Source organism: Amycolatopsis sp. NPDC005003, assembly GCF_053600695.1.
Genome location: NZ_JBSGAI010000085.1, coordinates 1 through 22,578, shown reverse-complemented (window position 1 = coordinate 22,578; position 22,578 = coordinate 1). Strand labels below are relative to the sequence as shown.

General features: G+C 72.1%; 18 protein-coding genes and 1 pseudogene. 6 read left to right on the top strand and 13 right to left on the bottom strand.

Going from position 1 to position 22,578, the window contains the following annotated elements; translation table 11 throughout:
- Positions 1-129 precede the first annotated feature (129 nt).
- From ACWED2_RS46685 to ACWED2_RS46660, 6 genes are read right to left on the bottom strand one after another with little or no spacing between them, the layout of a single operon-like run.
- Complete coding sequence (locus ACWED2_RS46685) at positions 130-1,143, bottom strand: ABC transporter permease (protein WP_449696960.1); 1,014 nt, start codon at positions 1,141-1,143, stop codon at positions 130-132.
- Positions 1,140-2,663, bottom strand: a complete 1,524-nt coding sequence (locus tag ACWED2_RS46680; RefSeq protein ID WP_449696959.1) for a sugar ABC transporter ATP-binding protein — start codon at positions 2,661-2,663, stop codon at positions 1,140-1,142. The genes ACWED2_RS46685 and ACWED2_RS46680 overlap by 4 nt, the downstream gene beginning before the upstream one ends.
- Positions 2,660-3,700: a sugar ABC transporter substrate-binding protein gene (locus ACWED2_RS46675; RefSeq protein ID WP_449696958.1), complete on the bottom strand. Its 1,041-nt coding sequence runs from the start codon at positions 3,698-3,700 to the stop codon at positions 2,660-2,662. Before ACWED2_RS46675 ends, ACWED2_RS46680 begins: the two co-directional genes overlap by 4 nt.
- Positions 3,701-3,734: 34 nt before the next feature.
- A complete protein-coding gene (locus ACWED2_RS46670; RefSeq protein WP_449696957.1) occupies positions 3,735-4,481 on the bottom strand; it encodes an SDR family NAD(P)-dependent oxidoreductase in 747 nt (248 codons plus the stop codon).
- Complete coding sequence (locus ACWED2_RS46665; protein WP_449696956.1) at positions 4,474-5,778, bottom strand: enolase C-terminal domain-like protein; 1,305 nt, start codon at positions 5,776-5,778, stop codon at positions 4,474-4,476. Before ACWED2_RS46665 ends, ACWED2_RS46670 begins: the two co-directional genes overlap by 8 nt.
- Before the next feature lie 2 nt (positions 5,779-5,780).
- On the bottom strand, positions 5,781-6,632 hold the full coding sequence (locus tag ACWED2_RS46660) for a fumarylacetoacetate hydrolase family protein (RefSeq protein WP_449696955.1): 852 nt from the start codon (positions 6,630-6,632) through the stop codon (positions 5,781-5,783).
- 227 nt (positions 6,633-6,859) lie between these two features.
- Between ACWED2_RS46660 and ACWED2_RS46655 the strand changes: the two genes are divergently transcribed.
- Positions 6,860-8,065 carry a multidrug effflux MFS transporter gene (locus ACWED2_RS46655; RefSeq protein WP_449696954.1) on the top strand — a complete coding sequence of 402 codons (1,206 nt, stop codon included), beginning with the start codon at positions 6,860-6,862 and terminating at the stop codon, positions 8,063-8,065.
- 77 nt (positions 8,066-8,142) lie between these two features.
- On the opposite strand, the gene ACWED2_RS46650 is transcribed toward ACWED2_RS46655, so the two are convergent.
- Positions 8,143-9,366, bottom strand: a complete 1,224-nt coding sequence (locus ACWED2_RS46650) for an NAD(P)/FAD-dependent oxidoreductase (RefSeq protein WP_449696953.1) — start codon at positions 9,364-9,366, stop codon at positions 8,143-8,145.
- A gap of 206 nt (positions 9,367-9,572) precedes the next feature.
- On the opposite strand from ACWED2_RS46650, the gene ACWED2_RS46645 reads away from it, so the two are divergent.
- The 3 genes from ACWED2_RS46645 to ACWED2_RS46635 all read left to right on the top strand — a co-directional run bounded on the left by ACWED2_RS46645 (position 9,573) and on the right by ACWED2_RS46635 (position 13,897).
- Positions 9,573-9,773 carry a hypothetical protein gene (locus ACWED2_RS46645; protein ID WP_086843294.1) on the top strand — a complete coding sequence of 67 codons (201 nt, stop codon included), beginning with the start codon at positions 9,573-9,575 and terminating at the stop codon, positions 9,771-9,773.
- Positions 9,774-9,831: 58 nt separating this feature from the next.
- On the top strand, positions 9,832-11,811 hold the full coding sequence (locus ACWED2_RS46640; RefSeq protein WP_449696952.1) for an SDR family oxidoreductase: 1,980 nt from the start codon (positions 9,832-9,834) through the stop codon (positions 11,809-11,811).
- Between the two features lie 304 nt (positions 11,812-12,115).
- Complete coding sequence (locus ACWED2_RS46635) at positions 12,116-13,897, top strand: hypothetical protein (protein ID WP_449696951.1); 1,782 nt, start codon at positions 12,116-12,118, stop codon at positions 13,895-13,897.
- A gap of 573 nt (positions 13,898-14,470) precedes the next feature.
- Here ACWED2_RS46635 and ACWED2_RS46630 read toward each other — a convergent pair.
- Both ACWED2_RS46630 and ACWED2_RS46625 read right to left on the bottom strand, forming a co-directional pair.
- Positions 14,471-15,616, bottom strand: coding sequence for an FAD-dependent oxidoreductase (locus ACWED2_RS46630; RefSeq protein ID WP_449696950.1), 1,146 nt, complete (start codon positions 15,614-15,616; stop codon positions 14,471-14,473).
- 96 nt (positions 15,617-15,712) lie between these two features.
- Positions 15,713-17,035 carry an aminotransferase-like domain-containing protein gene (locus ACWED2_RS46625; RefSeq protein ID WP_449696962.1) on the bottom strand — a complete coding sequence of 441 codons (1,323 nt, stop codon included), beginning with the start codon at positions 17,033-17,035 and terminating at the stop codon, positions 15,713-15,715.
- Between the two features lie 71 nt (positions 17,036-17,106).
- On the opposite strand from ACWED2_RS46625, the gene ACWED2_RS46620 reads away from it, so the two are divergent.
- Positions 17,107-17,763: an O-methyltransferase gene (locus tag ACWED2_RS46620; protein ID WP_449696949.1), complete on the top strand. Its 657-nt coding sequence runs from the start codon at positions 17,107-17,109 to the stop codon at positions 17,761-17,763.
- Between the two features lies 1 nt (position 17,764).
- Here the strand turns inward: ACWED2_RS46620 and ACWED2_RS46615 are convergent, their stop codons facing one another.
- Both ACWED2_RS46615 and ACWED2_RS46610 read right to left on the bottom strand, forming a co-directional pair.
- Positions 17,765-19,600, bottom strand: coding sequence for a transglycosylase domain-containing protein (locus tag ACWED2_RS46615; protein ID WP_449696961.1), 1,836 nt, complete (start codon positions 19,598-19,600; stop codon positions 17,765-17,767).
- Between the two features lie 85 nt (positions 19,601-19,685).
- A complete protein-coding gene (locus ACWED2_RS46610) occupies positions 19,686-20,405 on the bottom strand; it encodes a FadR/GntR family transcriptional regulator (RefSeq protein WP_206787271.1) in 720 nt (239 codons plus the stop codon).
- A 115-nt stretch (positions 20,406-20,520) separates the two neighbouring features.
- Between ACWED2_RS46610 and ACWED2_RS46605 the strand changes: the two genes are divergently transcribed.
- Entirely contained in the window at positions 20,521-20,751 is a 231-nt protein-coding gene (locus ACWED2_RS46605; protein ID WP_449696948.1) for a hypothetical protein, read from the top strand.
- Between the two features lie 10 nt (positions 20,752-20,761).
- On the opposite strand, the gene ACWED2_RS46600 is transcribed toward ACWED2_RS46605, so the two are convergent.
- Together ACWED2_RS46600 and ACWED2_RS46595 are read right to left on the bottom strand one after the other, a co-directional pair.
- A complete protein-coding gene (locus ACWED2_RS46600; protein WP_449696947.1) occupies positions 20,762-22,129 on the bottom strand; it encodes an L-serine ammonia-lyase in 1,368 nt (455 codons plus the stop codon).
- 14 nt (positions 22,130-22,143) lie between these two features.
- Positions 22,144-22,578: pseudogene (locus ACWED2_RS46595) on the bottom strand (lipoyl synthase); the annotation flags it as partial.

Sequence of the window (22,578 nt, the reverse complement as noted above, 5' to 3'; positions counted from 1 at the left end):
GTGCTCGACATCGGACTGTCCGGAATGGACGGTATCGAGATCTGCAAGGCGCTGCCGGGTTAGAACCCGAATTACCACTCACGACGAGCCGCGGCAGACTCGGAACGTCGGATCTTCACGCGGCGGGTGTCAGGTTTGGGGCTTTCCGCCCGCGTACCGGGCGATGATCAGCGCGACCAGGATGATGGCGCCGTAGATCGCCCCCTGCCACTCCGCCGTGACGTGCGCGTAGTTGAGCAGGCTGGACACCGACGAGAGCAGCAGGACGCCGGTGAGGGCCCCGACCAGGGTGCCCTTGCCGCCGTCGAGCGAAACGCCGCCGATCACCGCCGCCGCGAACACCTGCAGGATCATCCCGGATCCCTGGTTCGCGCCCAAGGCCCCGACGTAACCCGTGTACGCGAGCCCGCCGATCGCCGCCAGGACCCCGGCGACGACGAACACCGCCCAGGCGATCCGGTCGACGCGCACCCCGGCCGCCCGCGCGGCTTCGCGGTTGCCGCCGATCGCGTACAGCGCGCGGCCGACGCGGTGGTAGCGCAGCACCCAGCCGGCGACGGCGAACAGCAGCGCCGCCAGCCACACCGACATCGGCAGCCCGGCGAACGTGGTCGTCGCCAGGTCGGTGAACGAGTCCGGCAGGTTGAACAGCGTCTTGCCCTTGGTCGAGCCGACCTGGACACCGCGCAGCACGGTGAGCATGGCCAGGGTGACGATGAAGGCGTTCAGCTTCAGCTTCACGATCAGGAAGCCGTTGACGAACCCGACCAGCGCGCCGCACAGCGGGATGATCAGCAGCCCGATCGCCGCGGGCAGTTCGACGCCGAAGCCGGCCGACGCCGCCGGGATCACGACCATCGCGCCCAGCGCGGGCGCCAGGCCCATCGTGGACTCCAGCGACAGGTCGAACTTCCCGGTGATCAGCACCAGCGACTCGCCCAGCACGACCAGCGAGAGCGCGGCCGACGCGGTAAGGATGCTGACGATGTTGCTCCAGCCGACGAACGTGTCGTCGACCAGGCCGCCGATCACGAACACGACGACCAGGGCGGGCAGGAGCGCGAGTTCGCGCAGCCAGACGGCTTTCCGGCGCCGCGGTGGGGCCGGCAGCGAAGTCTGGGGAGAGGTCATCACGTCGGTCACGAAAGCTCGACTCCTTCGATGTCGGCCACGAGGTCGCCGTCGGACCACCCGGCCTGGTGTTCGGCGACCACGGCCCCGGCGCGCAGCACCAGGACCCGGTCGCTCAGGCGCAGGTCGTCGAGCTCGTCGCTGACGATCAGCACCGCCTTGCCCTCGGCGCGCACCCGGTCGACGACCGCGAGCAGCGCCTCCTTCGACTTCACGTCCACCCCGGCGGTCGGGTTGATCAGCACGACCACCCGCGGATCGCTCAGCAGCGCCCGCGCCAGCACGACTTTCTGCTGGTTGCCGCCGGAGAGGTCCGACACCGGCTGGTCGGCGCCCGCGGCCACGATGTCGTAGTCCTTCAGCGCCTGCGACGCCTTCGCGTACCGCGTCGAGGGCGACGCGATCCCGCCGCGGCCCAGCTTGTCCAAAATGGACATCGTGGCGTTGTCCGCGATCGAGTGCGCCAGGACCAGGCCCTCGTGGTGCCGGTCGCGGGGCACGCACCCGATGCCGGCCCGCAGCGCCGCCGGGATGTCCCCGGGCCGCAGCGGCGAGCCGTCGACGCGGATCGTGCCCGCGGACGGCGTCCGCAGGCCGTAGACGGTCTCGGCGACCTGGTGCTTTCCGCTGGCGTTGCTGCCCGCCAGCCCGACGACCTCGCCGCGGCGCAGCCGGAACGAGACGCCGGAGAAGCCGTCGCCGGAGAGCCCGTCGACCGTGAGGATCTCCGCGGCGCCGGCTTCGAGCGACTCCCGCGTGGCGGCGTCACGCACCGACAGGCCGCCGGGCTCGCCGGTCATCGCGTCGACCAGCTCCGCACGGCCGACTTCGGCGACCGGCGCGGTGAGCACGTGCTTCGCGTCGCGAAGCACGGTCACCGCCTGGCAGACCTCGTAGACCTCGTGCAGGTGGTGCGAAATGAACAGGAACGTCACCCCGCCCGCCTGCATCTGGCGCATCCGGTCGAAGAGCCGCTCGATGGCCTGGCTGTCGAGCTGCGCGGTCGGCTCGTCGAGGACGATGAACCGGGCGCCGTAGGACAGCGCACGCGCGATCTCGACGAACTGCCGGTCCTCGACCGACAGCTCCCCCGCGGGCGTGTCGACGTCGACGTGCACGTCCCACGACTCCAGGAGCTCGCGCGCCTTGCGCCGCAACGACTTCCAGCCGATCGAAAACCCGCCGCCGGCCTGCCGGTTGAGGAACAGGTTCTCGGCCACGGTGAGCTGCGGGACGACCATCGCGTGCTGGTACACGCAGGCGACCCGGGCCTTCCAGTCGTCCTGCTTGGACAGTGGCGGGGCCGGCTCGCCGCCGAACTCGACGTGCCCGGTGTCCGTGGCGGACAGGCCGGTGAGGATGGAGACGAGCGTCGACTTGCCGGCCCCGTTGCGCCCGACGAGCGCGTGCGACTCGCCGGGGTGCACGGTGAGGCTGACGTCGTGCAGCGCCACGGTGGGGCCGTAGCGCTTCCCGACACCTACAGCGCTGACCACCGGGACGGCGGATTCGCCGGCGGGCAGCGCGGTCACAGGCTGTTCCCCCAGAGGGCCTTGTCGTCCACGTTGTCCTTGGTGATGACGGGCGCGGGCAGCTGGTCCTCGAGGATGCCGGGGCTGATCTCCACGATGGTGCTGCCGTGGTCGGTCGGCCCGGCCTTGAACGTCTCGCCCGCCATGGCCTTCTTCAGCCAGTACAGGCCGTACTTCGCGTACGCGTCGGCCGGCTGGGACACGGTGGCGTCCAGCTCGCCGTTGCGGATGGCGGCCAGCTCCTGCGGGATGCCGTCGTTGGACACGAGCACGATGTGCTTCGGGTCCCCGACCGGGAAGTACAGGTTCTTGCGCTTGAGGGCCTGCTCGGTCGGAGCCAGGTAGACACCGCCGGCCTGCATGTAGACGCCCTTGATGTCCGGGTTCGCGGTCAGCATGCTGTCCAGGCCGGAGGACGCCTTGTCGGCCTTCCACTCCGCCGGGATCTCCAGCACCTGGATGCCGGGGTACTTCGACTTCATGCAGTCGCGGAAGGCCTCCGAGCGGTCGCGGCCGTTGACCGAGGCCAGGTCGCCCATGATCTGCACGACCTTGCCGGACTTGACCTTCTCGCCGATCGCCTCACACGCCTTGGTGCCGTAGGCCTTGTTGTCGGCCCGCACCACCATGGCGACCTTGCCGCTTTCGGGAGCGACGTCGACCGCGACCACCGGCACGCCCTTGTTCTCGGCCTGCTTGAGCCCGGCGACGATGGCGGCCGAGTCCAGCGGCGTCACGACCAGGCCCTTGACGCCCTGGTTGAGGAAGGTGCCGATGTCGGTGATCAGCTTCGCGGGGTCGCTGTCGGCGTTGACCGTCGGGAGGACGTCGACGCCCTCTTCCTTGGCCATCTTCGGCACGTAGTTGTTGTAGGCCTGCCAGAACGGCGAGGTCAGCAGGGGCAGGGTCGCGCCGACCTTGCCGCCCCCGCCGCCACCCGCCGCGGGCGCCGAAGCATTGTCCTTGGTGGACCCACAGGCGGCCAGTACCAGGCCGCAGGCGGCGACGGCGGCCACCTTGATCACCTTCGTACGCACAGCATCCTCCTTGATGACGGCGGGGAATCAAGTCTTATCGGGGTTGAACGGGGCCGCGAGGACGCAGGCCGTACATGCCGCCGTCGACCGCGAGGGCGGTGCCGGTGGTCGAGGCGGAAAGGGGGCTCGCCAGGTAGGCGATCGCGTTGGCGACCTCGTCCGCGGTCACCAGCCGGCCCATCGGCTGGCGGGCCGCGAGGGCCGCGCGTTCGGCCGCCGGGTCTTCGGCGGCGTCGAGGAGCCGGCCCACCCACGGGGTGTCCGCCGTGCCCGGGCACACGCAGTTGACGCGGATCCGGTCGGGCAGGTGGTCGGTCGCCATGGCCAGGGTCAGCGAGAGCACGGCGCCCTTGCTGGCCGAGTAGAGCGCGCGGTTGGGCAGGCCGGCCCAGGCCGCGATGGAGCAGGTGTTGACGATCGCCGCGGACGGCGAATTCTTCAGGTGCGGCAGCGCGGCCCGGGCGACCCGGACCATGCCGACGACGTTGACGTCGAACACGCGGTGCCACTCGTCGTCGTCGTTGCCGGTGACATCGCCCTGCGCGCCGATTCCGGCATTGTTGACCAGGATGTCGAGGCGCCCGAAGCGCTCCACGACGGCGTCGACGGCCGCCCGGACTTCGGCATCGGAGGAGACGTCGCAGCGGATGCCGTCGTCGCCGGGTTTCAAGTCGAGGGCCGCCACCTGGGCGCCGCGCTCGGCCAGCAGGTCCGCGGCCGCCTTGCCGATGCCCGAGGCGCCGCCGGTGACGGCGGCCACCAGGCCCTCGAATTCACTCACTTGCGGTCTCCGTCCACTCGGGACCGTCCGGGAACCGGAAGCGGCGCAGCGTGGCGTCGTGCATGCGCGCGGAGAACCCGGGGGCGGTCGGGGCCAGGTAGCGGCCGCGCTCGACGACGGCCGGGTCGGTGAAGTGCTCGTGCAGGTGGTCGACCCACTCGATGGTGCGGTCGGTGTCGGTGCCGGACACCGCCACGAAGTCGAACATCGAGAGGTGCCGGACGAGCTCGCAGAGCCCGACGCCGCCGGCGTGCGGGCACACCGGGACGCCGAACTTGGCGGCCAGCAGCAGGATCGCCAGGTTCTCGTTGAACCCGCCGACGCGGGCGGCGTCCAGCTGCAGCACCGAAATGGCGTCCGCCTGCAGCAGCTGCTTGAAGATCACCCGGTTCTGGACGTGCTCGCCGGTGGCGATCTTGATCGGCGCGAGCGCCTTCGCGATCGCCGCGTGGCCGAGGACGTCGTCCGGGGAGGTCGGCTCCTCGATCCAGTACGGGTCGTACGGCGCCAGCGCGGTCATCCAGGTGACCGCGGCCTGCACGTCCCAGCGCTGGTTGGCGTCGACGGCGATCCGGACGTCCGCGCCGACGGTCTCGCGGGCGAGCTTCATGCGCCGGACGTCGTCTTCGAGGTTGCCGCCGACCTTGAGCTTGATCATCTCGAAGCCGTCGGCGACAGCCTGCTCGGCGAGCCGCACGAGCTTGGCGTCGGCGTACCCGAGCCAGCCGGGGGACGTGCTGTAGGCGCGGTAGCCCTTCGCCTCCAGCTCTTTCGTGCGTTCGGCGCGGCCGGGTTCCGCGCGACGCAGGATGTCGAGTGCCTCGGCTTCGGTGAGCGCGTCGCTCAGGTAGCGGAAGTCGACCAGCGACACGAGCTCTTCGGGGGTCATCCGGGCGGCGAACTGCCAGACCGGCAGGCCGGCGCGGCGCGCGGCGAGGTCCCAGGCGGCGTTGACCACCGCGCCGACGGCCATGTGCGCGACACCCTTTTCCGGGCCCAGCCAGCGGAACTGCGAGTCGCCGACGAGCGTGCGGGACAGGTCGCCGAGCGCCGCCGCGTCCTGCGGGACGTCCCGGCCGACGACGTGCGGGGCGAGCGCGCGGATCGCGGCCGCCTGGACGTCGTTGCCGCGGCCGATGGTGAACGCGAGACCGTAGCCGTCCGGGCCTTGGTCGGCGTGCAGCACGACGTACGCGGCCGAGTAGTCCGGGTCGGGATTCATCGCGTCCGAGCCGTCGAGCTCCTTGGACGTCGGGAACCGGACGTCGAGGACCTCCATGCCGATGATCTTCGCCATGGTCAGGCCTGCCTCGCGGTCTGGCGCTGCCGCCCGAGGCCGTCGATCTCGAGCTCGATGACGTCGCCGTCGCGCAGGTACGGCTTCGGGTCGGGCTGCCCGAGCGCGACACCTTCGGGGGTGCCGGTGTTGATCAGGTCACCGGGCCGCAGCACCATCACCTGACTCAGGTGGTGCACGATCTCGGCGACGCTGAAGATCATGTCCTTGGTGGACGAGTCCTGCTTCTTCTCGCCGTTGACCCACAGCCGCAGACCGAGGTCCTGGGGGTCGGGCACCTCGCTCGCCGGGACCAGCGCGGGACCGAGCGGGTTGAAGTTCTCGCACGACTTGCCCTTGTCCCACTGGGCGGTGCGGAACTGCAGCTCGCGCTCGGAGACGTCGTTCGAGACGACGTACCCGGCGACGTACCCGAGGGCTTCGTCGGCGCTTTCGAGGTAGCGGGCGGTCTTGCCGATGACGACGCCGAGCTCGACCTCCCAGTCGGTGCTGAGCGACCCGCGCGGGATGAGGACGTCGTCGCCCGGCCCGACCACGACGTCCGGCGCCTTCATGAAGACGACGGGCTCGGTGGGCGGGGTCGCGCCGGTTTCCTCGGCGTGGCGGCGGTAGTTCATGCCGATGCAGACGACCTTGCCGGGCTGGGCGATCGGCGCGCCGACCCGCAGGCCTTGGACCTCGGCTTTCGGCAGCTCACCGGCGGCGAGCGCGGCGGCGGCCCGCGCGATCCCGTCCGCGGCGAGGAAGCCGCCGTCGATGTCGGCGGTGAGGCCACCCAGTTCGTAGGTCGTGCCGTCGGCGGCCCGCACGAACGGACGCTCACTCCCCGGCTCCCCGAGACGCACAAGCTGCACGGATGTTTCCCTTCACCCACACCAACCAACAACGACCAACACAGACCAGACATCCGATGTATATCGCAGTCGTGACCGCCGATCCAGAGCCATCGCCGAATCGGTCGCAAAATTGATCGGATCAGTGTCGGTTCATGAGCCGGTGACCACGGGGTGTCACCGGTCACAGCCGGAATAAGCACCGGCGCTCTTCCCGCTGGTCACGGAAGGGGCACGAAAGGACGCGCATGACCACCACGGCGGAACGTACCGCGCCGAGCCGGCGGGCGCAGCTGAAGTTCGTCCTCGTCCTGGGCGGCCTCACGGCGTTCGGGCCCCTGTCGATCGACATGTACCTGCCCGCGCTGCCGCGGATGGCGACCGACCTGCACGCGGCGGACAGCACGGTCCAGCTGACGCTCAGCGCGTTCATCGCCGGGCTGGCGCTGGGCCAGCTGGTGCTCGGGCCGCTTTCGGACGCGCTCGGCCGCCGCCGCCCGCTGCTCGTCGGGCTCGCGCTGTACGTCGTGGGCTCGGTGCTGTGCGCGGTGAGCCCCGACGCCTGGTTGCTGGTCGCGGCGCGGCTCGTGCAGTCCCTCGGTGCGGCCGCGGGCATCGTGATCGCGCGCGCCACCGCGCGTGACCTGTTCTCCGGCACCGCGTTGACGAAGTTCTTCTCGACGTTGATGCTGGTCAGCGGACTGGCCCCGATCCTGGCGCCGCTGATCGGCGGGCAGCTGCTGACCTGGACGTCGTGGCGCGGGGTGTTCGTCGTGCTGACGGCGTTCGGCGCGCTGCTGCTGGCCGTGGTGGCGTTCTTCCTGCCGGAGCCGTCGGCTTCCCGGTCTCCGCTGCGGCTCGGCCGGGTGATGCGCACCTACGGGCGGCTGGTGCTCGACCGTTCGTTCGCGGGGTACGCGCTGGCGTCGGGCCTGCTGTTCGCGGCGATGTTCGCCTACATCTCGGGCTCGTCGTTCGCGCTGCAGGGCGTGTACGGGCTCAGCCCCCAGGCGTACAGCGTGGTGTTCGGCGCGAACGGCGTCGGGATCGTGCTGGCGGGCCAGCTCAACGGCCGCCTGGTGGGCCGGGTGCCCGAGCGGGCGTTGTTGCTGTCCGGCCTGCTGCTCGGGGTGATGGGCGGGGCGTCCGTGCTGGCTACCGCGTACTTCCGGGCGCCGCTGGCGTTGCTGCTGGTGTCGCTGTTCCTGCTGGTGTCGAGCATCGGCCTGGTGATGCCGAACGCGAGTTCGCTGGCACTGGCATCGCACGCGCGCTCGGCCGGGGCGGCGTCGGCGTTGCTGGGCGTGCTGCAGTTCGTGGTGGGTGCGGTGGCGACCCCGCTGGTCGGGCTGGGCGGACCGGGGACGGCGGTGCCGATGGCCGCGACCATGGCGGGGTTCGCAGTGCTGGCCTTGGTGGCCTACCTGACGCTGGCGCGCGAGGTCACTGCTTGAGCAGGCGGGAACGGCTCGGGTGAGCCGGCGTTCCCACCACCCCGAAGCCTGATGGTGACCACGGCCGCCGGTCGGGCCTACGCCAGGGACGCCAGGTCCGCCGTCTTCAGCTGGTCCGCCGTCACCTTCGCGCGGCCGTCCACCAGCGCTCCCAGCGCGTCGCCGTCGTCCCACATGTTCACGTTCATCGCCGCCGCCACTTCGCCGTCGCGGAGCCAGAATGCCGTGAACTCGCGGGCGGCCAGGTCGCCGCGGACCACCAGTTCGTCCGAGGCCGGGTCCGCCAATCCCCGGTACTCGCAGCCCAGGTCGTACTGGTCGGTGAAGAAGTACGGCGAAGCCAGGAAGGGCTCGTTCTCGCCCAGCAGGTTCTGCGCCACGTGCGTGCCCTGGTCCTTCGCGTTCGCCCAGTGCTCCACGCGGACGCGGCGGCCGAACCGCGGGTGGAAGTGCGCCGCGATGTCGCCCACCGCGTACACATCCGGCGCCGCCGTGCGGAGGCCCGCGTCCACCGCCACCCCGCCGTCGTCGGCGAGCTCCAGGCCCGCCGCGTGGGCCAGCTCCACCCGGGGAGCCGCGCCGACCGCGACCAGGACCACGTCCGCCGTCAGTTCCTCGCCGCCGCTCAAGCGCACGCCGCGGACGCCGTCCGGGCCGCCGGTGATCTCCGCGACCTGCTCGCCGAGGCGGTACTGCACGCCGTTCGAGACGTGCAGGTCGCGGAACACGCCGCCGACCGTCTCGCCGACCACGTTCGCCAGCGGTACCGGCACCGGGTCGACGACGGTCACCTCCGCGTTGTGCGTGCGGGCCGCCGCGGCCGCCTCGGAGCCGATCCAGCCGGCGCCGACGATCACCACGCGCTCGGCCGCGGCGAACGCCGAACGCAGCTTGAGCGAGTCGTCGAGGGTGCGCAGCGTGTACAGCCCGGGCAGGTCGCCGCCGGGCACGGGCAGCCGGCGCGGCCGGGAGCCGGTCGCCAGCACCAGCCGGTCGTAGTGGTGCTCGCCGCCCGCGTCGTCGAGCACCAGCCGGGCGCCGAGCTCGACGCGGGTCGCGGTGACGCCGGCGCTGAAGCGGATGTCCTTCTCGGCGTAGAACTTCTCTTCGTGCACCCAGTCGGGTTCGTCGGCGTTGCCCAGCAGCACGCCTTTCGACAGCGGTGGCAGCTCGTACGGGCGGTGCGGATCCGAGCCCAGCAACAGGATTTCCCCGCTGTAACCGCGTTCGCGCACCGCGGCCGCCGCGGATGCCCCACCCAGGCCCGCACCGACGATGACGATCTTCCGCGGTTCCGACATCCATACCTCCCGCAAGACGGCTGCTGACCGGACGCTACTCCCGAACCGGTCGCGGCACGACCCGGGGACTACGCCGAAAACCCGCGAAGCGCAAGACAAAACCCGCGAGTAGGCAGATCGGGTGAACCCGCGTCATAGCGCCGCCGGGGTCCGCTCCCACCCTCGCACGAAGCACGACCACGACGAGGAAACGGAGGGCGGCGACCATGAGTCGGGGCGAGTGGTCGATCGGCTGCCGGGATCTGGCCGGCAGGCGCAGGGACGTGACGGTGTTCGTCAGCAACGACAAGGTGGTGCTGGTCGCGCCGCCGGGCGAAGCGGCGGTGCTCGGGCCGCTCGACGTCGGACGGCTGCGGGCCGCCCTGCGGGACGCCGTCGTGGCGACGGCGGACGAGAACGAAAGCTGACAACTACCGTTCCTACTTTTCAGTAGGTTAGAGTCGGTCCCGACGGAAGGGACCGGCCATGACGACCTACTTCGTGACGGGCGCGACGGGCTTCATCGGGAAACGCCTGGTCGCGCGGCTGCTGAAGCGGCCGGAGACGTCCGCGGTGTACGCGCTGGTGCGGGAGACCTCCCGCGAGCGCCTGGCCACGCTGGCGCGGGACTGGCCGGGCGCGGACAAGCTGCACCCGGTGCTCGGCGACCTCGCCGAACCCCGGCTCGGCGCCGACCCCGCCGCACTCCCCCACCTCGACCACGTCGTCCACCTCGGCGCGATCTACGACCTCACCGCCGGCGAGGAGGCCAACCGGCGCGCCAACGTCGAGGGCACCCGCCACCTGCTCGCCTTCGCCGCCGCGGCGCGGGCCGGGCTCGTGCACCACGTGTCGTCGATCGCCGTCGCCGGCGACCACGCCGGGCGGTTCACCGAAACCGACTTCGACCTCGGTCAGCGCTTCGGCTCGCCGTACCACGCGACGAAGTTCCAGGCCGAGAAGCTCGTCCGCGAACAGTCCCTGCCCTTCCGCGTCTACCGGCCCTCGGCCGTCGTCGGCGACTCGCGCACCGGCGAGATGGACAAGGTCGACGGGCCCTACTACTTCCTGCCCGCCATTTCGCGCCTCGCCGCCCTGCCCGGACGTCTCCCGCTGGCCGCGCCCGGTCTGGGCGCGACGAACCTGGTGCCGGTCGACTACGTCGTCGAGGCGATGGAGTACCTGATGCACCAGGCCGCGCCCTCGGGCACGACCTACCACCTCGCCGCCGCCCGCCCGCAGTCGCTCACCTCCGTCTACAACGCCTTCGCGCGCGCCGCCGGCGGTCCGGCGATCCGGGCCGTGCTGCCGGAAAAGCCGTCCGGCGCCGTCCGGCGGGTGGGCGCCCGGCTCGCCCACGCGGCCGCGGCCGGGATCGACCGCGTGCCCGGTGGCCGGGGCGCCCGCGCGGCCGTCCTGGAGGAGCTCGGCATCCCCCTGGCCGTGCTGCCGCACCTGACCATGGACGTCGTCTTCGACACCGCGCGCACCACGACGGCGCTGTTCGGCAGCGGCATCGAACTCCCCGAGCTGCGGGACTACGCCGCGCCGCTCTACCGGTACTGGCGGGACCACCTCGACCCCGACCGCGCGCGCCGCGGCCACGGGTTGGCCGGGCGGACGGTGCTGATCACCGGCGCGTCGTCCGGGATCGGCCGGGCGTCGGCGCTCGCCGTGGCACGCAAGGGCGCGAAGGTGATCCTCGTGGCCCGTCGCGCGTCCGAGCTCGAAGAGGTGCGAGCGGAGATCCTCGCCGCGGGCGGCACCGCCGCCGCGCACCCGTGCGACCTCACCGACGGCGACGCCGTCGACGCGCTGGTCAAGGAGGTGCTCGGCGACCACGGGGCGGTGGACGTGCTGGTGAACAACGCCGGCCGGTCGATCCGGCGCTCGGTCGCGCTGTCCACGCAGCGGTTCCACGACTTCGAGCGCACGATGGCGATCAACTACTTCGGGCCGGTGCGGCTGATCCTCGGCTTCCTGCCGTCGATGGCCGAGCGGCGGTTCGGGCACGTGGTCAACGTGACGACCCAGGGCCTGCAGACCGACACCCCGCGCTTCTCGGCCTACCTGGCGTCGAAGGCGGCGCTGGAGGAGTTCGGGCTGACGGCCGGGCGCGAGACGCTCTCGGACGGCGTCACGTTCACGTCGGTGCGGATGCCGCTGGTGCGGACGCCGATGATCGCGCCGACCGGCTACCGCGGGATCCCGTCCAGCAGCCCGGAACGGGCCGCGGCACTGGTGGTGAAGGCGTGCGAGGAGCGGCCGGAGATCCTCAGCCTTCCCGAAGGGCGCGCCGCCGAACTGGCGACGCTCGCCGCGCCGAAGCTCGCGCGGTTCGCCGCGCACCTGGCCTACCGGGCGATGCCGGAGTCCGCGCCGGAAGCACGCGGCCTGCCCCGCCGCTCCGCGCCGTCGTCGGTCGCGGCGGCGGTGACCCGGCTGATCTGGCGCCGTCGTGCTTGATTCGGAGCGAATTCCGCCGAAACGGTGGCACGCGGGCGACGGTACTTCTACCCTCGCGCGAGTCCCGTACACCCGTACGGGCAGCGACTGGGGAGTTCGTCATGCCGGAAACCAGGACAAGGCAACACAGTTCCGCGAACGACAAAACGGCCGTGATCGGCACCGCGCGGCGCACCCTCGGGTGACGTCCGGCGAACGCCGCCCCGGGCTTCCGGGGTGGCGTTCGCACCGGTCCGCCGGACGCGGCGCCCCGGCCGCTACCATCGCTTTCCGGGTGTGATCGGGAGCGGAAGGCGGGCGGGGCGTGGACGTGGCGAGTCCGGCGCACGTCGCCACGCCGCCGGCGCCCGGCAAGCAGACCCGGCCGCTGCTGCGCTGGAGCCTCCACGCCGGCTGGGTGCTGGTGCTCGCGCTGGCCACCGAACTCCGCGTCGGCCGGTTCGGCTTCCACCCCTCCGACCAGGGCTTCATCCTCGCCCAGGCGTGGCGCGTGCTGCACGGCGAAGTCCCGCACGCGGACATCATCTCCGCCCGCCCGCTGGGGTCCGCGGTGCTGCACGTCGCCGACTTCGCGCTGCCGATGCCGCTGTTCTTCGGCTCCAGCTTCCTGTCGATGGTCGAGATCGTCGTGGCCACGATCGCGTTCGCCACGCTCGTCACGCAGCGCCGGGTCCTGGCGTGGGGCCAGGGGCTGACGGCGCTGGTCGCGGCCGCGTCGCTGATCAACCTCAACGCGTTCCCGCTGATGGCCTGGCACACCGTGGACGGCATCTTCCTCACCGCGTGCGGCGCCTGGGCCCTCGACGCGGGCCTGCGCGGCGAGCACGCCCTCGCCCGGCGCGGCGGCCTGGTGCTGCTCGGCTGCGCGGTGTTCGTCAAGCAGAGCTTCGCGCTGGCCGCGGTGATCGGCGTCGGCTGGCTGCTGCTGCACCCGGCGACGCGGGCGGGCACGCGCCGCGCGGTCCGGCTCGTCCTCGACCTCCTCGCGCTCGGCGCACCCGGGCTGGCGTACGTGACGTGGGTGAGCCTGGGCGGCGGCTTCACGGAGATGGTCGAGCAGCTCACCGGCGGCGTGCCCGCCTACGGTGAGCGGCTGCTCGGGCTGTGGCTCGACGACCCGGAGGTGCTGACCAGGGCCCCCGTGCGGGAGCTGGGCTTCTTCGCGGCGATCGCCGTGGTGCTGCTGGCCGTCCGGCTGACCGGCGACCGGCTGGGCGTGGCCGGGCGGGTGGCGTCCTGGGTGCTGGTCCTCGCCGGTGCCACGGCGGTGGTGTGGACCGTCGTCGACGGCCGGTTCACCGGCTCCTCGCGCTGGGCCGACGTCCTGTGGTGGATCGTCGCGGTCAGCGTGCCGGTGAACGCGGCCGTGCGGCGGAAGGTCCCGTGGGCGGGGCTGCTCGTGCTCGCCACCGGGTTCATGACCAGCCTGTCCTGGGGCAACGACACCCCGACGCTGCTCACCGGCACCCTGGCCCTGACGGCGTTGCTGCTGCTGGGCCAGCTGGTCCCGGCCCGCCCGCGGCGGGGCTGGACCAGGACGGTGACGGCGACGGCCGGGTGCCTGGCGGTGGCGGTCTGCGGCTGGGTCGTCGTGGCGCGCCACGACCAGGCGGCCTACCTCGACCTCGGCCACGACCGGCTCACCGAGGACCTCGGCGCGGTCACCCCGGCGATGTCCGGCATCCGCACGAACCCCTCGACGTTCACCTTCGTCCGGCAGATCCGCGACTGCCTGGACCGCTTCCCGGCCCCGCGGACGGCGATCCTGCCGGACAGCCCGTTCGCCTACCCCGCGTTCGGCCTGCGCAACCCGTTCCCGCTCGAGTGGCCGCTGCCGCTGGAGATCGTCGGCGACGCGCCCGAACGCATGCTGGCGAAGGCGGACGAGCTGAACCGCGAAGGCGGCTACCTGGTCCTGTTCGAGACGGACGCGTTCCGGGCGCTCGCGACGGGCGGCCCGGTGCCGGAGTCGATCCCGCCCGACACACCGGTGTTCGACTACCTGGGGCTGGAGAAGGCGATCCAGGCCCGGCTCACCGGCCGCGTCGTCACCTGCGGCAGCTTCGTGGGGAAGTACGCCCCCTAGACGAGTAATGCGTAACTCGGTTAGTGGCCGGGTGATGCCCCCTCAAATGACGGAGCTGGGTGGTCATCCCGTCGCCTGAGGCCGTCAAATCACTTTGAGCCGGGCCCGCAACCAACGGCGCGACGGGACCAGACGACGCAGGCTTGCGGGCCCGGCTCAAAGTGATAGGCCTCGATCAGGCGACGGGATGACCACCCCGCGGTCCACCTCCAGAAGGTGAGGTGGCAGCGGTAGTTGTGGCCATCCCGGAGTCTGCCTGTCCGGCGAGGACATTCTTTTTCTTCTAAGCCGCGGCAGACCTGCTTCTGCCGCGGCAGGGTGAACCCGCGGCAGAGCGGGGGAGGTCTGGTGACGTCGTGGTCGGCTTGCGCTCCCGGCCTGCGGTTCGCGTGCTGGCCCGGACGGCTTGCGCCGTTGGTCGGCTTGCGTTGCCGGCCGCCGGTCCGCAACGACGAAGCACCCCCGGAGAGGTGCGGGTCTGCCAATCACCCGAGCGGGCACAGCCGAGCAACCGCAGCCATCGCGCTTCGGAGGTGAACAGGATGTTCGCCAACCGAGTTACGCATTACTCGTCTAGGCTTCCCGCACGGCGCCGGTGAAGGCGGTGAACGCGTCCAGCAGCACCTTCGCGGTGTCCTCCTTCTCCACGCCCGCCAGCAGTTCGCCGAACTCGGCGCTCTCGGCCGCGACCTTCGCGCTGCGGGGGAACATGGCGCGCTCGTACTCGGCGAAGGCGGCTTCGGCGTCGCCGGGGTGGGCGGCGAGGGCCCGGCCGAGCTCGGCGCCGTCGAGCATCGCCAGGTTGGCGCCCTCCCCGTTCGCCGGCATGAGGTGCGCCGCGTCGCCGATCAGCGTCACCCCCGGGACGCGGTCCCAGCGGTGCCCGATCGGCAGGGTGTAGTGCGGCCGCAGGACGGGCGGGGTGTCGCCGTCGGTGATCAGCGCGGTGAGTTCCGGCGCCCAGCCGTCGAACTCCGCCGCGACGCGCGCGGCGGCCGCGGCCGCGTCGGTGAAGTCGATCGCGTCGAACCACGCCATCGGCCGGGTCAGCGACACGTAGGTGTGCAGCGTGGCCCCGCTCTCGCGGTGGGCGTGGATCCCCTGGTCGGGGGCAGGCGCCATCATCGAGCCGCCCCCGACGGTCTTCGCGGCGACCGGGTGGCGGGTGTCGGCGTCGAGCAGGTAGGTCTCGACGAAGGCTTCCCCGATGTACTCGGGCTTCGCCGCCGAGAGCAGCGGCCGGATCCGCGACCACGCGCCGTCCGCACCGACCAGCAGGCTCGTGACGACGGTGCGGCCGTCGGCGAAGGTGACCTCGTGCCCGCCGTCGCCGAAGGCGCGGGCGCCGGTGACCTTGTGTCCCCAGTGGACAGTGCCGTCGGGGAGGGAGTCCAGCAGCAGCTGCCGCAGTTCGCCGCGCTGCACCTCGGGGCGGCCGCCCCGGCCGTCGTCGGGCCGCTCGGCCAGCACGGTGCCGTCCGGGTACAGCACCCGCATCGCCTGCCTGCCCTCCAGGATCAGGCCGCGGAACTCCTCCGTCAGCCCGGCCGCCTCGACGGCGAGCTGTCCGTTGTAGTCGTGGATGTCGAGCATCCCGCCCTGCATCCGCGCCATCGGCGACGGCTCGGCTTCGAAGACTTCGGCCGGGATGCCGTGGACGTGCAGGACGCGGGCGAGGGTGAGGCCGCCGAGGCCGGCGCCGACGATCGTGACGTGCATGCGGTGCTCCTTCGGGTTTCGGTGCGACCCCCGAAGGCTGGCGAAGATCACTGGCGCGGTCCGCACACGGACCTGGCACGCCGCTGGCAGGCGCTGTCAGTCCGCCAGCAGGTCGTCCGGGCTGCCGCTCGCCAGCCCCGCCAGGACGTCCAGTGCCGGCGCCAGCGTCTCGACCGGCGGGGCCGACACCGCGATCCGCACCGCGTTCGGCGCGTGGCCCGGCAGCACCGCGAACGCCGCCGCCGGGGACAGCGCGATCCCCCGGCGGGCCGCCGCCGCGACGAACGTCTCCGCCCGCCACTGCTCCGGCAGCTCCCACCAGCGGTGGTACGACGCCGGGTCGCCGCGCAGGCCCGGCAGCTTCTCCGCCACCACGGTCGCGCGCGCGGCCGCGTCCCGGCGTTTCGCCGCCTCGATCTCCGCCAGGGTGCCCGTCACGATCCACTGCGTCGCCGCCTCGACGGCGAACCGGGAAGCGGCCCAGGCGCCCGACCGCACCGACGACGCCAGCCGTGCCGCCCAGGCCGGCGGCGGCACCAGGAACCCGGCCGTGAGCCCCGGCGCGACCCGCTTGGAGAGGCTGTCGACGAACACGGTGCGCTCCGGCGCGTACGCGGCGAACGGACGGACGTCGTCGCGCAGGAAGGTGTAGATGCCGTCCTCGATCACCGGCAGGTCCAGGCGGGCCACGACGTCGGCGAGCTCGGCCCGGCGCCGCGGCGGCATCGTCGTGCCGAGCGGGTTGTGCAGCGTCGGCTGCACGTAGAGCGCGCGCACCGGACCGGCCGCGGCGAGCGCTTCGGGGACCAGTCCGGACTCGTCGGTCTCGATCGGCACGAGTTCCACGCCCAGCCGGGCGGCGAGCGCCTTCACCACCGGGTACGTCAGCGACTCCACCGCGAGCCGCTCCCCCACCGGCACGAACGCGGCGATCGAGGCCGCCAGCGCCTGCCGGCCGTTGCCGGTGAACAGCACCGCCGCCGGGTCCGGGCGCCAGTCGCCCCGGGCGAGCAGCCCGGCCGCCGCCTCGCGGGCCGCCCGCGTGCCCGCGGCACCGATCGGGTGCAGGGCCGCGGTCAGGACGTCGGCGCGCAGCAACGGTTCCAGCGCGCGGGCCAGCCGCGCCGACTCCTCCGGCAGCACGGCGAAGTTGAGCTCGAGGTCGACGCGGGCACCACCGGGTTCGGCGAGCGCGGGTTCGGGGGGTGGTTTCGCCGCGCGGACGAACGTGCCGCGGCCGACCTCGCCGACGGCCAGGCCGCGCCGGACGAGCTCGCCGTAGACGCGCGCGGCCGTGGAGCCGGCGATGCCGCGCTGCCGCGCGAACCGGCGCTGGGGCGGGAGCCGGTCGCCGGGGCGGAGGCGGCCGGCCTCGATGTCGGCGGCGATGGCGTCCGCGACGACGCGGTAGTCGTCCATGCCTGCCTTTCCGCCGGAACCGTTTTCGACGGGCATGATCCCACCCGGGCTAGATTGGCGGTGGAGGTGCCATGACCGACCAGACCTGGACCGAAATCGACGACTACCTCGCCGGCGCGCTGCTCGCCCCCGACCCGGTGCTCGACACGGCATTGGCCGACGCCGACGCCGCCGGGCTGCCGCAGATCGCCGTCGCGCCCAACCAGGGCAAGCTGCTGCACCTGCTGGCCCGGATGGCCGGGGCGCGCACGATCCTGGAGATCGGCACCCTCGGCGGGTACAGCACCATCTGGCTCGCCCGCGCACTGCCGGCCGGCGGCAAGCTCGTCACCTGCGAGTACGAGCCGAAGCACGCCGAGGTCGCGAAGGCCAACCTGGCGCGGGCGGGCTTCGGCGAGGACGTCGTGGACATCCGCGTCGGCGCCGCGCTCGACACGCTGCCGACGCTGACCGGGCCGTTCGACTTCGTGTTCATCGACGCCGACAAGGCCAACCTCGCCCACTACGTCCGCGCCTCGCTGGAACTGGCCCGGCCGGGCACGGCGATCGTCGTCGACAACGTCGTCCGGCAGGGCCGGGTGGTCGACGCGGGCAGCACCGACCCGAACGTCCGCGGCGTCCGCGAGATGTTCGAGCTGCTGGCCGCCGAAGGCCGGATCGACGCGACCGCGGTCCAGACCGTCGGCGGCAAGGGCCACGACGGGTTCGTGCTGGCACTGGTGCGGTGAGTCAGCGCGGTGGCCGCACGGCCGCCGCGAACGCGCGCCCGACGTCGGCCGGGACGACGTCGCCGGTCAGCTTCCGGCCGGCCGCGTCCTTGAGCCGCCGCTCGTCGTCGGAGCCGATCCACACCGCCGTCGCCAGCTGCGGGGTGTAGCCGACGGCCCAGGCGTCCTGGTAGTCCGGGCTGTTGCCGTGCTCGGCTTCGCCGGTGTACGAGGCCGCCGGACCACCGCCGGCGCGCAGGGTCGCGGTGACCTCCGCGGCGACGCGGCGGCTGGTGTCGTCGTCACCGAACGCCGGGCTCGACGTGTCCTGGTGTTCCCAGACGACCGCACCGCTTTCGTCGCGGACCTTGGCCACCAGGTGCGGGGTGCTGCGCCGGCCCTCGGCGGCGAAGGTGGCGTAGGCGCCGGCAACGTCCAACGGCCGCAGCGGGTACCGGCCGATGGCGATGCCCGCCCCGATCAGGAAGCCGTCCTTCTCGCGCAGGGTCGGGACGCCGTCGACGGCGTCCGGGATGCCGGCGCGGCGCGCGGCGTCGCTCAGCGCCTCCGGGCCGAGTTTCTTCGCCAGCATGACGAGGGTGCCGCCGGCGTGCGTTTCCACCGCCCGGCGCGGGGTGCACTTCTTGCCGCAGACCTCCGGGTACTGGAAGGTCTCGCCGAGGAATTCGACCTTCGAAAACGCCGGGATCGGCTGGTCCGGGCCGAAGCCGCGGAGCATCGCCGCGGTGAACGTGAACGGGTGGAACGCCGTGCCGAGCGCGTGCTGGGTGCTCGCGTAGTCGCGGACACCCTGGTCACCGCCCTGGTAGGCGCGGACGGCCCCGTTCTTCGGATCGACGGCGACCAGCGCGCCGCGGAACTCCTTCGCCTCACCGTCCAGCCTTTCCCGCAGCGCCTTCCTCGCGGCGTCCTGCAGGCTGCGGTCCAGCGTCGTCTCGACCGTCAGGTTCCCTTGCTGCAGCCGGCCGAGCGGGAAGCCGTCCTGCTCCAGCTCGGCCAGGACCTGCTGCTTGACGTGGAACTCCTCGTAGGTGAGGCGGCCCGCGCGGGTCTCCGACGGCGGCTGGATTTCGGCGCCGGGGTAGGCCATCGGTTCGTCGCCCTTGACGTACCCGCGGCTGACGAGCTTGTCGCGCACGTACTGCCAGCGCCGGGAGGCGTGGACGTCGCCGGAGGCGGCGGGGTCGTGCACCGACGGCGACTGGATCATCCCGGCGAGGAAGGCCGCTTCGCTCCAGGTCATGGAGTCGTCGAGCTTCTTGCCGAAGTAGGCGTTCATCGCCGCCGCGGGCCCGAACGTGCCGCGGCCGAAGGAGATGATGTTGACGTAGCTTTCGAAGATCTGCTCCTTGCCCTGCTCCTGGGTGATCTTCGTGGCCAGCACGAGCTCGGCGAACTTGCGCCAGAGCGTCGCTTCTTCGTCGCCGGTGGACTTCTTGATGTACTGCTGGGTGATCCCGGACCCGCCGCCGACGCCGGTGAGGAACGCGCGGCCGATGCCGGTCGGGTCGAAGCCCTGGTTGTCCCAGAAGGTCGGGTCCTCGGTGGCGATGATGGCGTCCCGCAGCTTCGCGGGCACCTGGGAGTAGGGGACGAACGTGCGGTCGCCGTCGGCGGGGACCACCTTGAGCAGCTCGGACCCGTCCGCGTACTTCAGGACGACGGTCTTGTCGAGCCCGGCGAGCACCTCTTGGGGGCTGCGGACGTCGAGCACGAGGTAGGCGATCCAGAAGGCGATCAGCGGGCCACCGACCAGGACGCCGAGCGTCCAGCCGGCGATCCGCCGGACGCGGCGCCACCGCGAGGTGCCGGGCTTGTCTTCTTCATCGGTCGACAAGGTCACGAACGGATGACGACCGGACGGGTGAGAAGGTTCTGCGGAAGCCTGTTCGAATCCTGTGAAGATTGAAATCGTCGAAAAATCAGGACAGGAACGCGCGCAGCAGCGAGGCCGTGCCTTCGATGTGCTCGGCCATCGCCCGGCGCGCGGCGGGCGCGTCGCCGGCCAGGATCGCGTCGACGATCGCCTCGTGCTGGGCGTTCGAGTGCTCCAGGTTGGGCGGGAGCAGGGGGATCCGGTCGAGCAGCTGGTTGACGCGGGTGCGGGCGTCGGCCATCGCCGTGGTCAGCGAGCCGGACGCGGTCACCTCGGCGATGGCCAGGTGCAGCCGCGAATCCTTGCGGCGGTAGTCGTCGAGGTCCGCGCCGGCGGCCTCGGCGAGCGTGCCGGTGAGGTGCTGCCGGTCGGCCGGGCTCAGCGACCGCGCGGCGGCCATTTCGGCGGCGCCGGTCTCCAGGACGTAGCGGAGGCTCAGCGCGTCTTCGAGCGCGACGGTGTCGACCTTGCCACCGGGCTCGGGCGGGGCAGGCAGCGTGTCGTGCACGAACGTGCCGCCGTACCGCCCCCGCCGTGACTCGACGTAACCGGCGTCGGAGAGCGCCCGGATGGCCTCGCGCAGGGTGACGCGGCTGACGCCGAGCCGCTCGGCGAGCTCGCGTTCGGACGGGAGCCGCTCCCCCGCGCCGACGACGCCCAGCCGGATCGCCTGCAGCAGCCGCTCGACGGTCTCCTCGAAGGCGTTGCCGGTGCGGACCGGCCGGAACAGCGCTTCGCCGGCATTCACCACCGAGGTCGACTCCATCCCGCGAGTCTAGGCGCTGGCCGGCCGGCCCCGGGCGGCCGCGGACCGGGACGGCCATCACCGTGTGTTCGCGGGACGGAAAACCGGTGGCCTCGGGCGGGCACTCTCGGCGACGATGGAGCCACCGACACCGAACATCGACGCAGGGGGCGATCCGGTGCACTTCCTGATGGCAGAGGACCTGGTCCACGAGCGCGAGGGCGAGCTGCGCCGCGGAATGCGCAAGCGGCCGCCGGGCCACGCGCGGCCGAGCCGCCGGCCGGGAACGCGCAAGCAGCAACTGGGCTGGCGCCTGGTCGAAGTCGGCTTGAAGCTGGCCGTCGAGCCGGAGGACCGGCCGGAGTGACGCCGCCGCGTCAGCACTCGATGACGTTCACCGCCAGGCCGCCGCGGGCCGTCTCCTTGTACTTCACGCTCATGTCCGCGCCCGTCTCGCGCATCGTCTTGATCGCCTTGTCCAGCGTCACCACGTGACTGCCGTCACCCCGCATCGCCATGCGGGCCGCGTGGATCGCCTTGGACGCGCCCACCGCGTTGCGCTCGATGCAGGGGATCTGGACCAGGCCGCCCACCGGGTCGCACGTCAGGCCCAGGTGGTGCTCCACGCCGATCTCGGCGGCGTTCTCCACCTGCGCCGGGGTTCCGCCCAGCACCTCCGTCAGGCCCGCCGCCGCCATCGCCGAGGCTGAGCCGACCTCGCCCTGGCAGCCGACCTCCGCGCCCGAGATCGAGCCCGTCTGCTTCAGGATCGAGCCGATCGCGCCCGCCGTGAGCAGGAACGTCACGATGCCGTCGTCCGACGAGTGCCGGATGAAGCGCTGGTAGTAGTGCAGCACCGCCGGGATGATGCCCGCGGCGCCGTTGGTCGGGGCCGTCACCACCCGGCCGCCCGCCGCGTTCTCCTCGTTGACGGCGAGGGCGTACAGGCTCACCCAGTCCATCGCGTACAGCGGGTCGTCCGCGCCGTCCTCGGCCAGCAGCTTTTCGTGCAGCGCGCGGGCCCGCCGCGGCACCTTCAGGCCGCCCGGCAGGACGCCTTCGTGGGTGCAGCCGTTGCGGACGCACTCCGCCATGACCGCCCAGATGTCCAGCAGCCCGGAACGCACCTCCGCCGCAGTGCGCCAGGACAGCTCGTTCGCCAGCATGATCTCGCTGATCGGGAGGCCGGTCGCCGCGCAGTGCGCGAGCAGGTCGGCACCCGTGCGGAACGGGTACGGCACCGGCGTCGAGTCTTCGACGAACACCGTGTCCGTTTCGTACGACTCGTCGCGGACGAAGCCGCCGCCGACCGAGTAGTAGGTGCGCTCGCGCAGCTGCAGGCCGGTGGCGTCGAACGCGCGGAAGACCATGCCGTTCGGGTGCGCGGGCAGCGACTTGCGCCGGTGCATGACGAGGTCGGTGTCCTCGTCGAACGCGATCTGGTGCGTGCCGCCGAGGAGCAGCCGGCCGGACTCGCGGATCGCCGTGATCTTGCCCGGCACGGTGTCGGTGTCGATCTCTTCGGGCCGCTCGCCCGACAGCCCGAGCAGGACGGCCTTGTCGCTGCCGTGGCCGAACCCGGTCGCGCCGAGCGAGCCGAACAGCTCGGCCTGGACACGGGACACCGACGGCAGCTCCGCGCCGAGTCCGTCCACAAAGGTCAGTGCCGCCCGCATCGGCCCGACGGTGTGGGAGCTCGACGGGCCGATGCCGATGGAAAACAGGTCGAAGACGCTGATCGCCATTGATCCGCCCCTTCCTATCGCGCCAGCAGGGAGCTGGCTTCTTGCGAAGCCGGGCCCTGGTCGGCGAGGTGGGCCAGGTTCTCCGGCAGCTCTTCTCCACGGTAACGCTTGGTCTGGGCGTACAGCCGTCCGGCGCGGTAGGACGAGCGCACCAGCGGCCCCGCCATCACACCCGCGAAGCCCATCGCCTCCGCGGCCTTCGAGTGCTCGACGAACTCCTCCGGCTTGACCCACCGGTCCACCGGGTGATGCCGCGGCGACGGACGCAGATACTGCGTAATCGTCAAGATCTCACACCCGGCATCCACCAGGTCCCGCATCGCCGGAGCCACCTCGTCCGGCGTCTCACCCATCCCCAGGATCAGGTTCGACTTCGTCACCAACCCGGCCTCACGCGCCGCCGTGATGACCTCCAACGACCGCGCATACCGGAACCCCGGACGGATCCG

Excerpts from the sequence above, each read along its gene's own strand:
- ACWED2_RS46610 (WP_206787271.1), bottom strand. The coding sequence starts at position 20,405 with ATGGAGTCGACCTCGGTGGTGAATGCCGGCGAAGCGCTGTTCCGGCCG.
- ACWED2_RS46665 (WP_449696956.1), bottom strand. The coding sequence starts at position 5,778 with ATGGCGAAGATCATCGGCATGGAGGTCCTCGACGTCCGGTTCCCGACG.
- ACWED2_RS46645 (WP_086843294.1), top strand. The coding sequence starts at position 9,573 with ATGAGTCGGGGCGAGTGGTCGATCGGCTGCCGGGATCTGGCCGGCAGG.
- ACWED2_RS46625 (WP_449696962.1), bottom strand. The coding sequence starts at position 17,035 with ATGGACGACTACCGCGTCGTCGCGGACGCCATCGCCGCCGACATCGAG.
- ACWED2_RS46620 (WP_449696949.1), top strand. The coding sequence starts at position 17,107 with ATGACCGACCAGACCTGGACCGAAATCGACGACTACCTCGCCGGCGCG.
- ACWED2_RS46630 (WP_449696950.1), bottom strand. The coding sequence starts at position 15,616 with ATGCACGTCACGATCGTCGGCGCCGGCCTCGGCGGCCTCACCCTCGCC.
- ACWED2_RS46605 (WP_449696948.1), top strand. The coding sequence starts at position 20,521 with ATGGAGCCACCGACACCGAACATCGACGCAGGGGGCGATCCGGTGCAC.
- ACWED2_RS46600 (WP_449696947.1), bottom strand. The coding sequence starts at position 22,129 with ATGGCGATCAGCGTCTTCGACCTGTTTTCCATCGGCATCGGCCCGTCG.
- ACWED2_RS46640 (WP_449696952.1), top strand. The coding sequence starts at position 9,832 with ATGACGACCTACTTCGTGACGGGCGCGACGGGCTTCATCGGGAAACGC.
- ACWED2_RS46655 (WP_449696954.1), top strand. The coding sequence starts at position 6,860 with ATGACCACCACGGCGGAACGTACCGCGCCGAGCCGGCGGGCGCAGCTG.
- ACWED2_RS46650 (WP_449696953.1), bottom strand. The coding sequence starts at position 9,366 with ATGTCGGAACCGCGGAAGATCGTCATCGTCGGTGCGGGCCTGGGTGGG.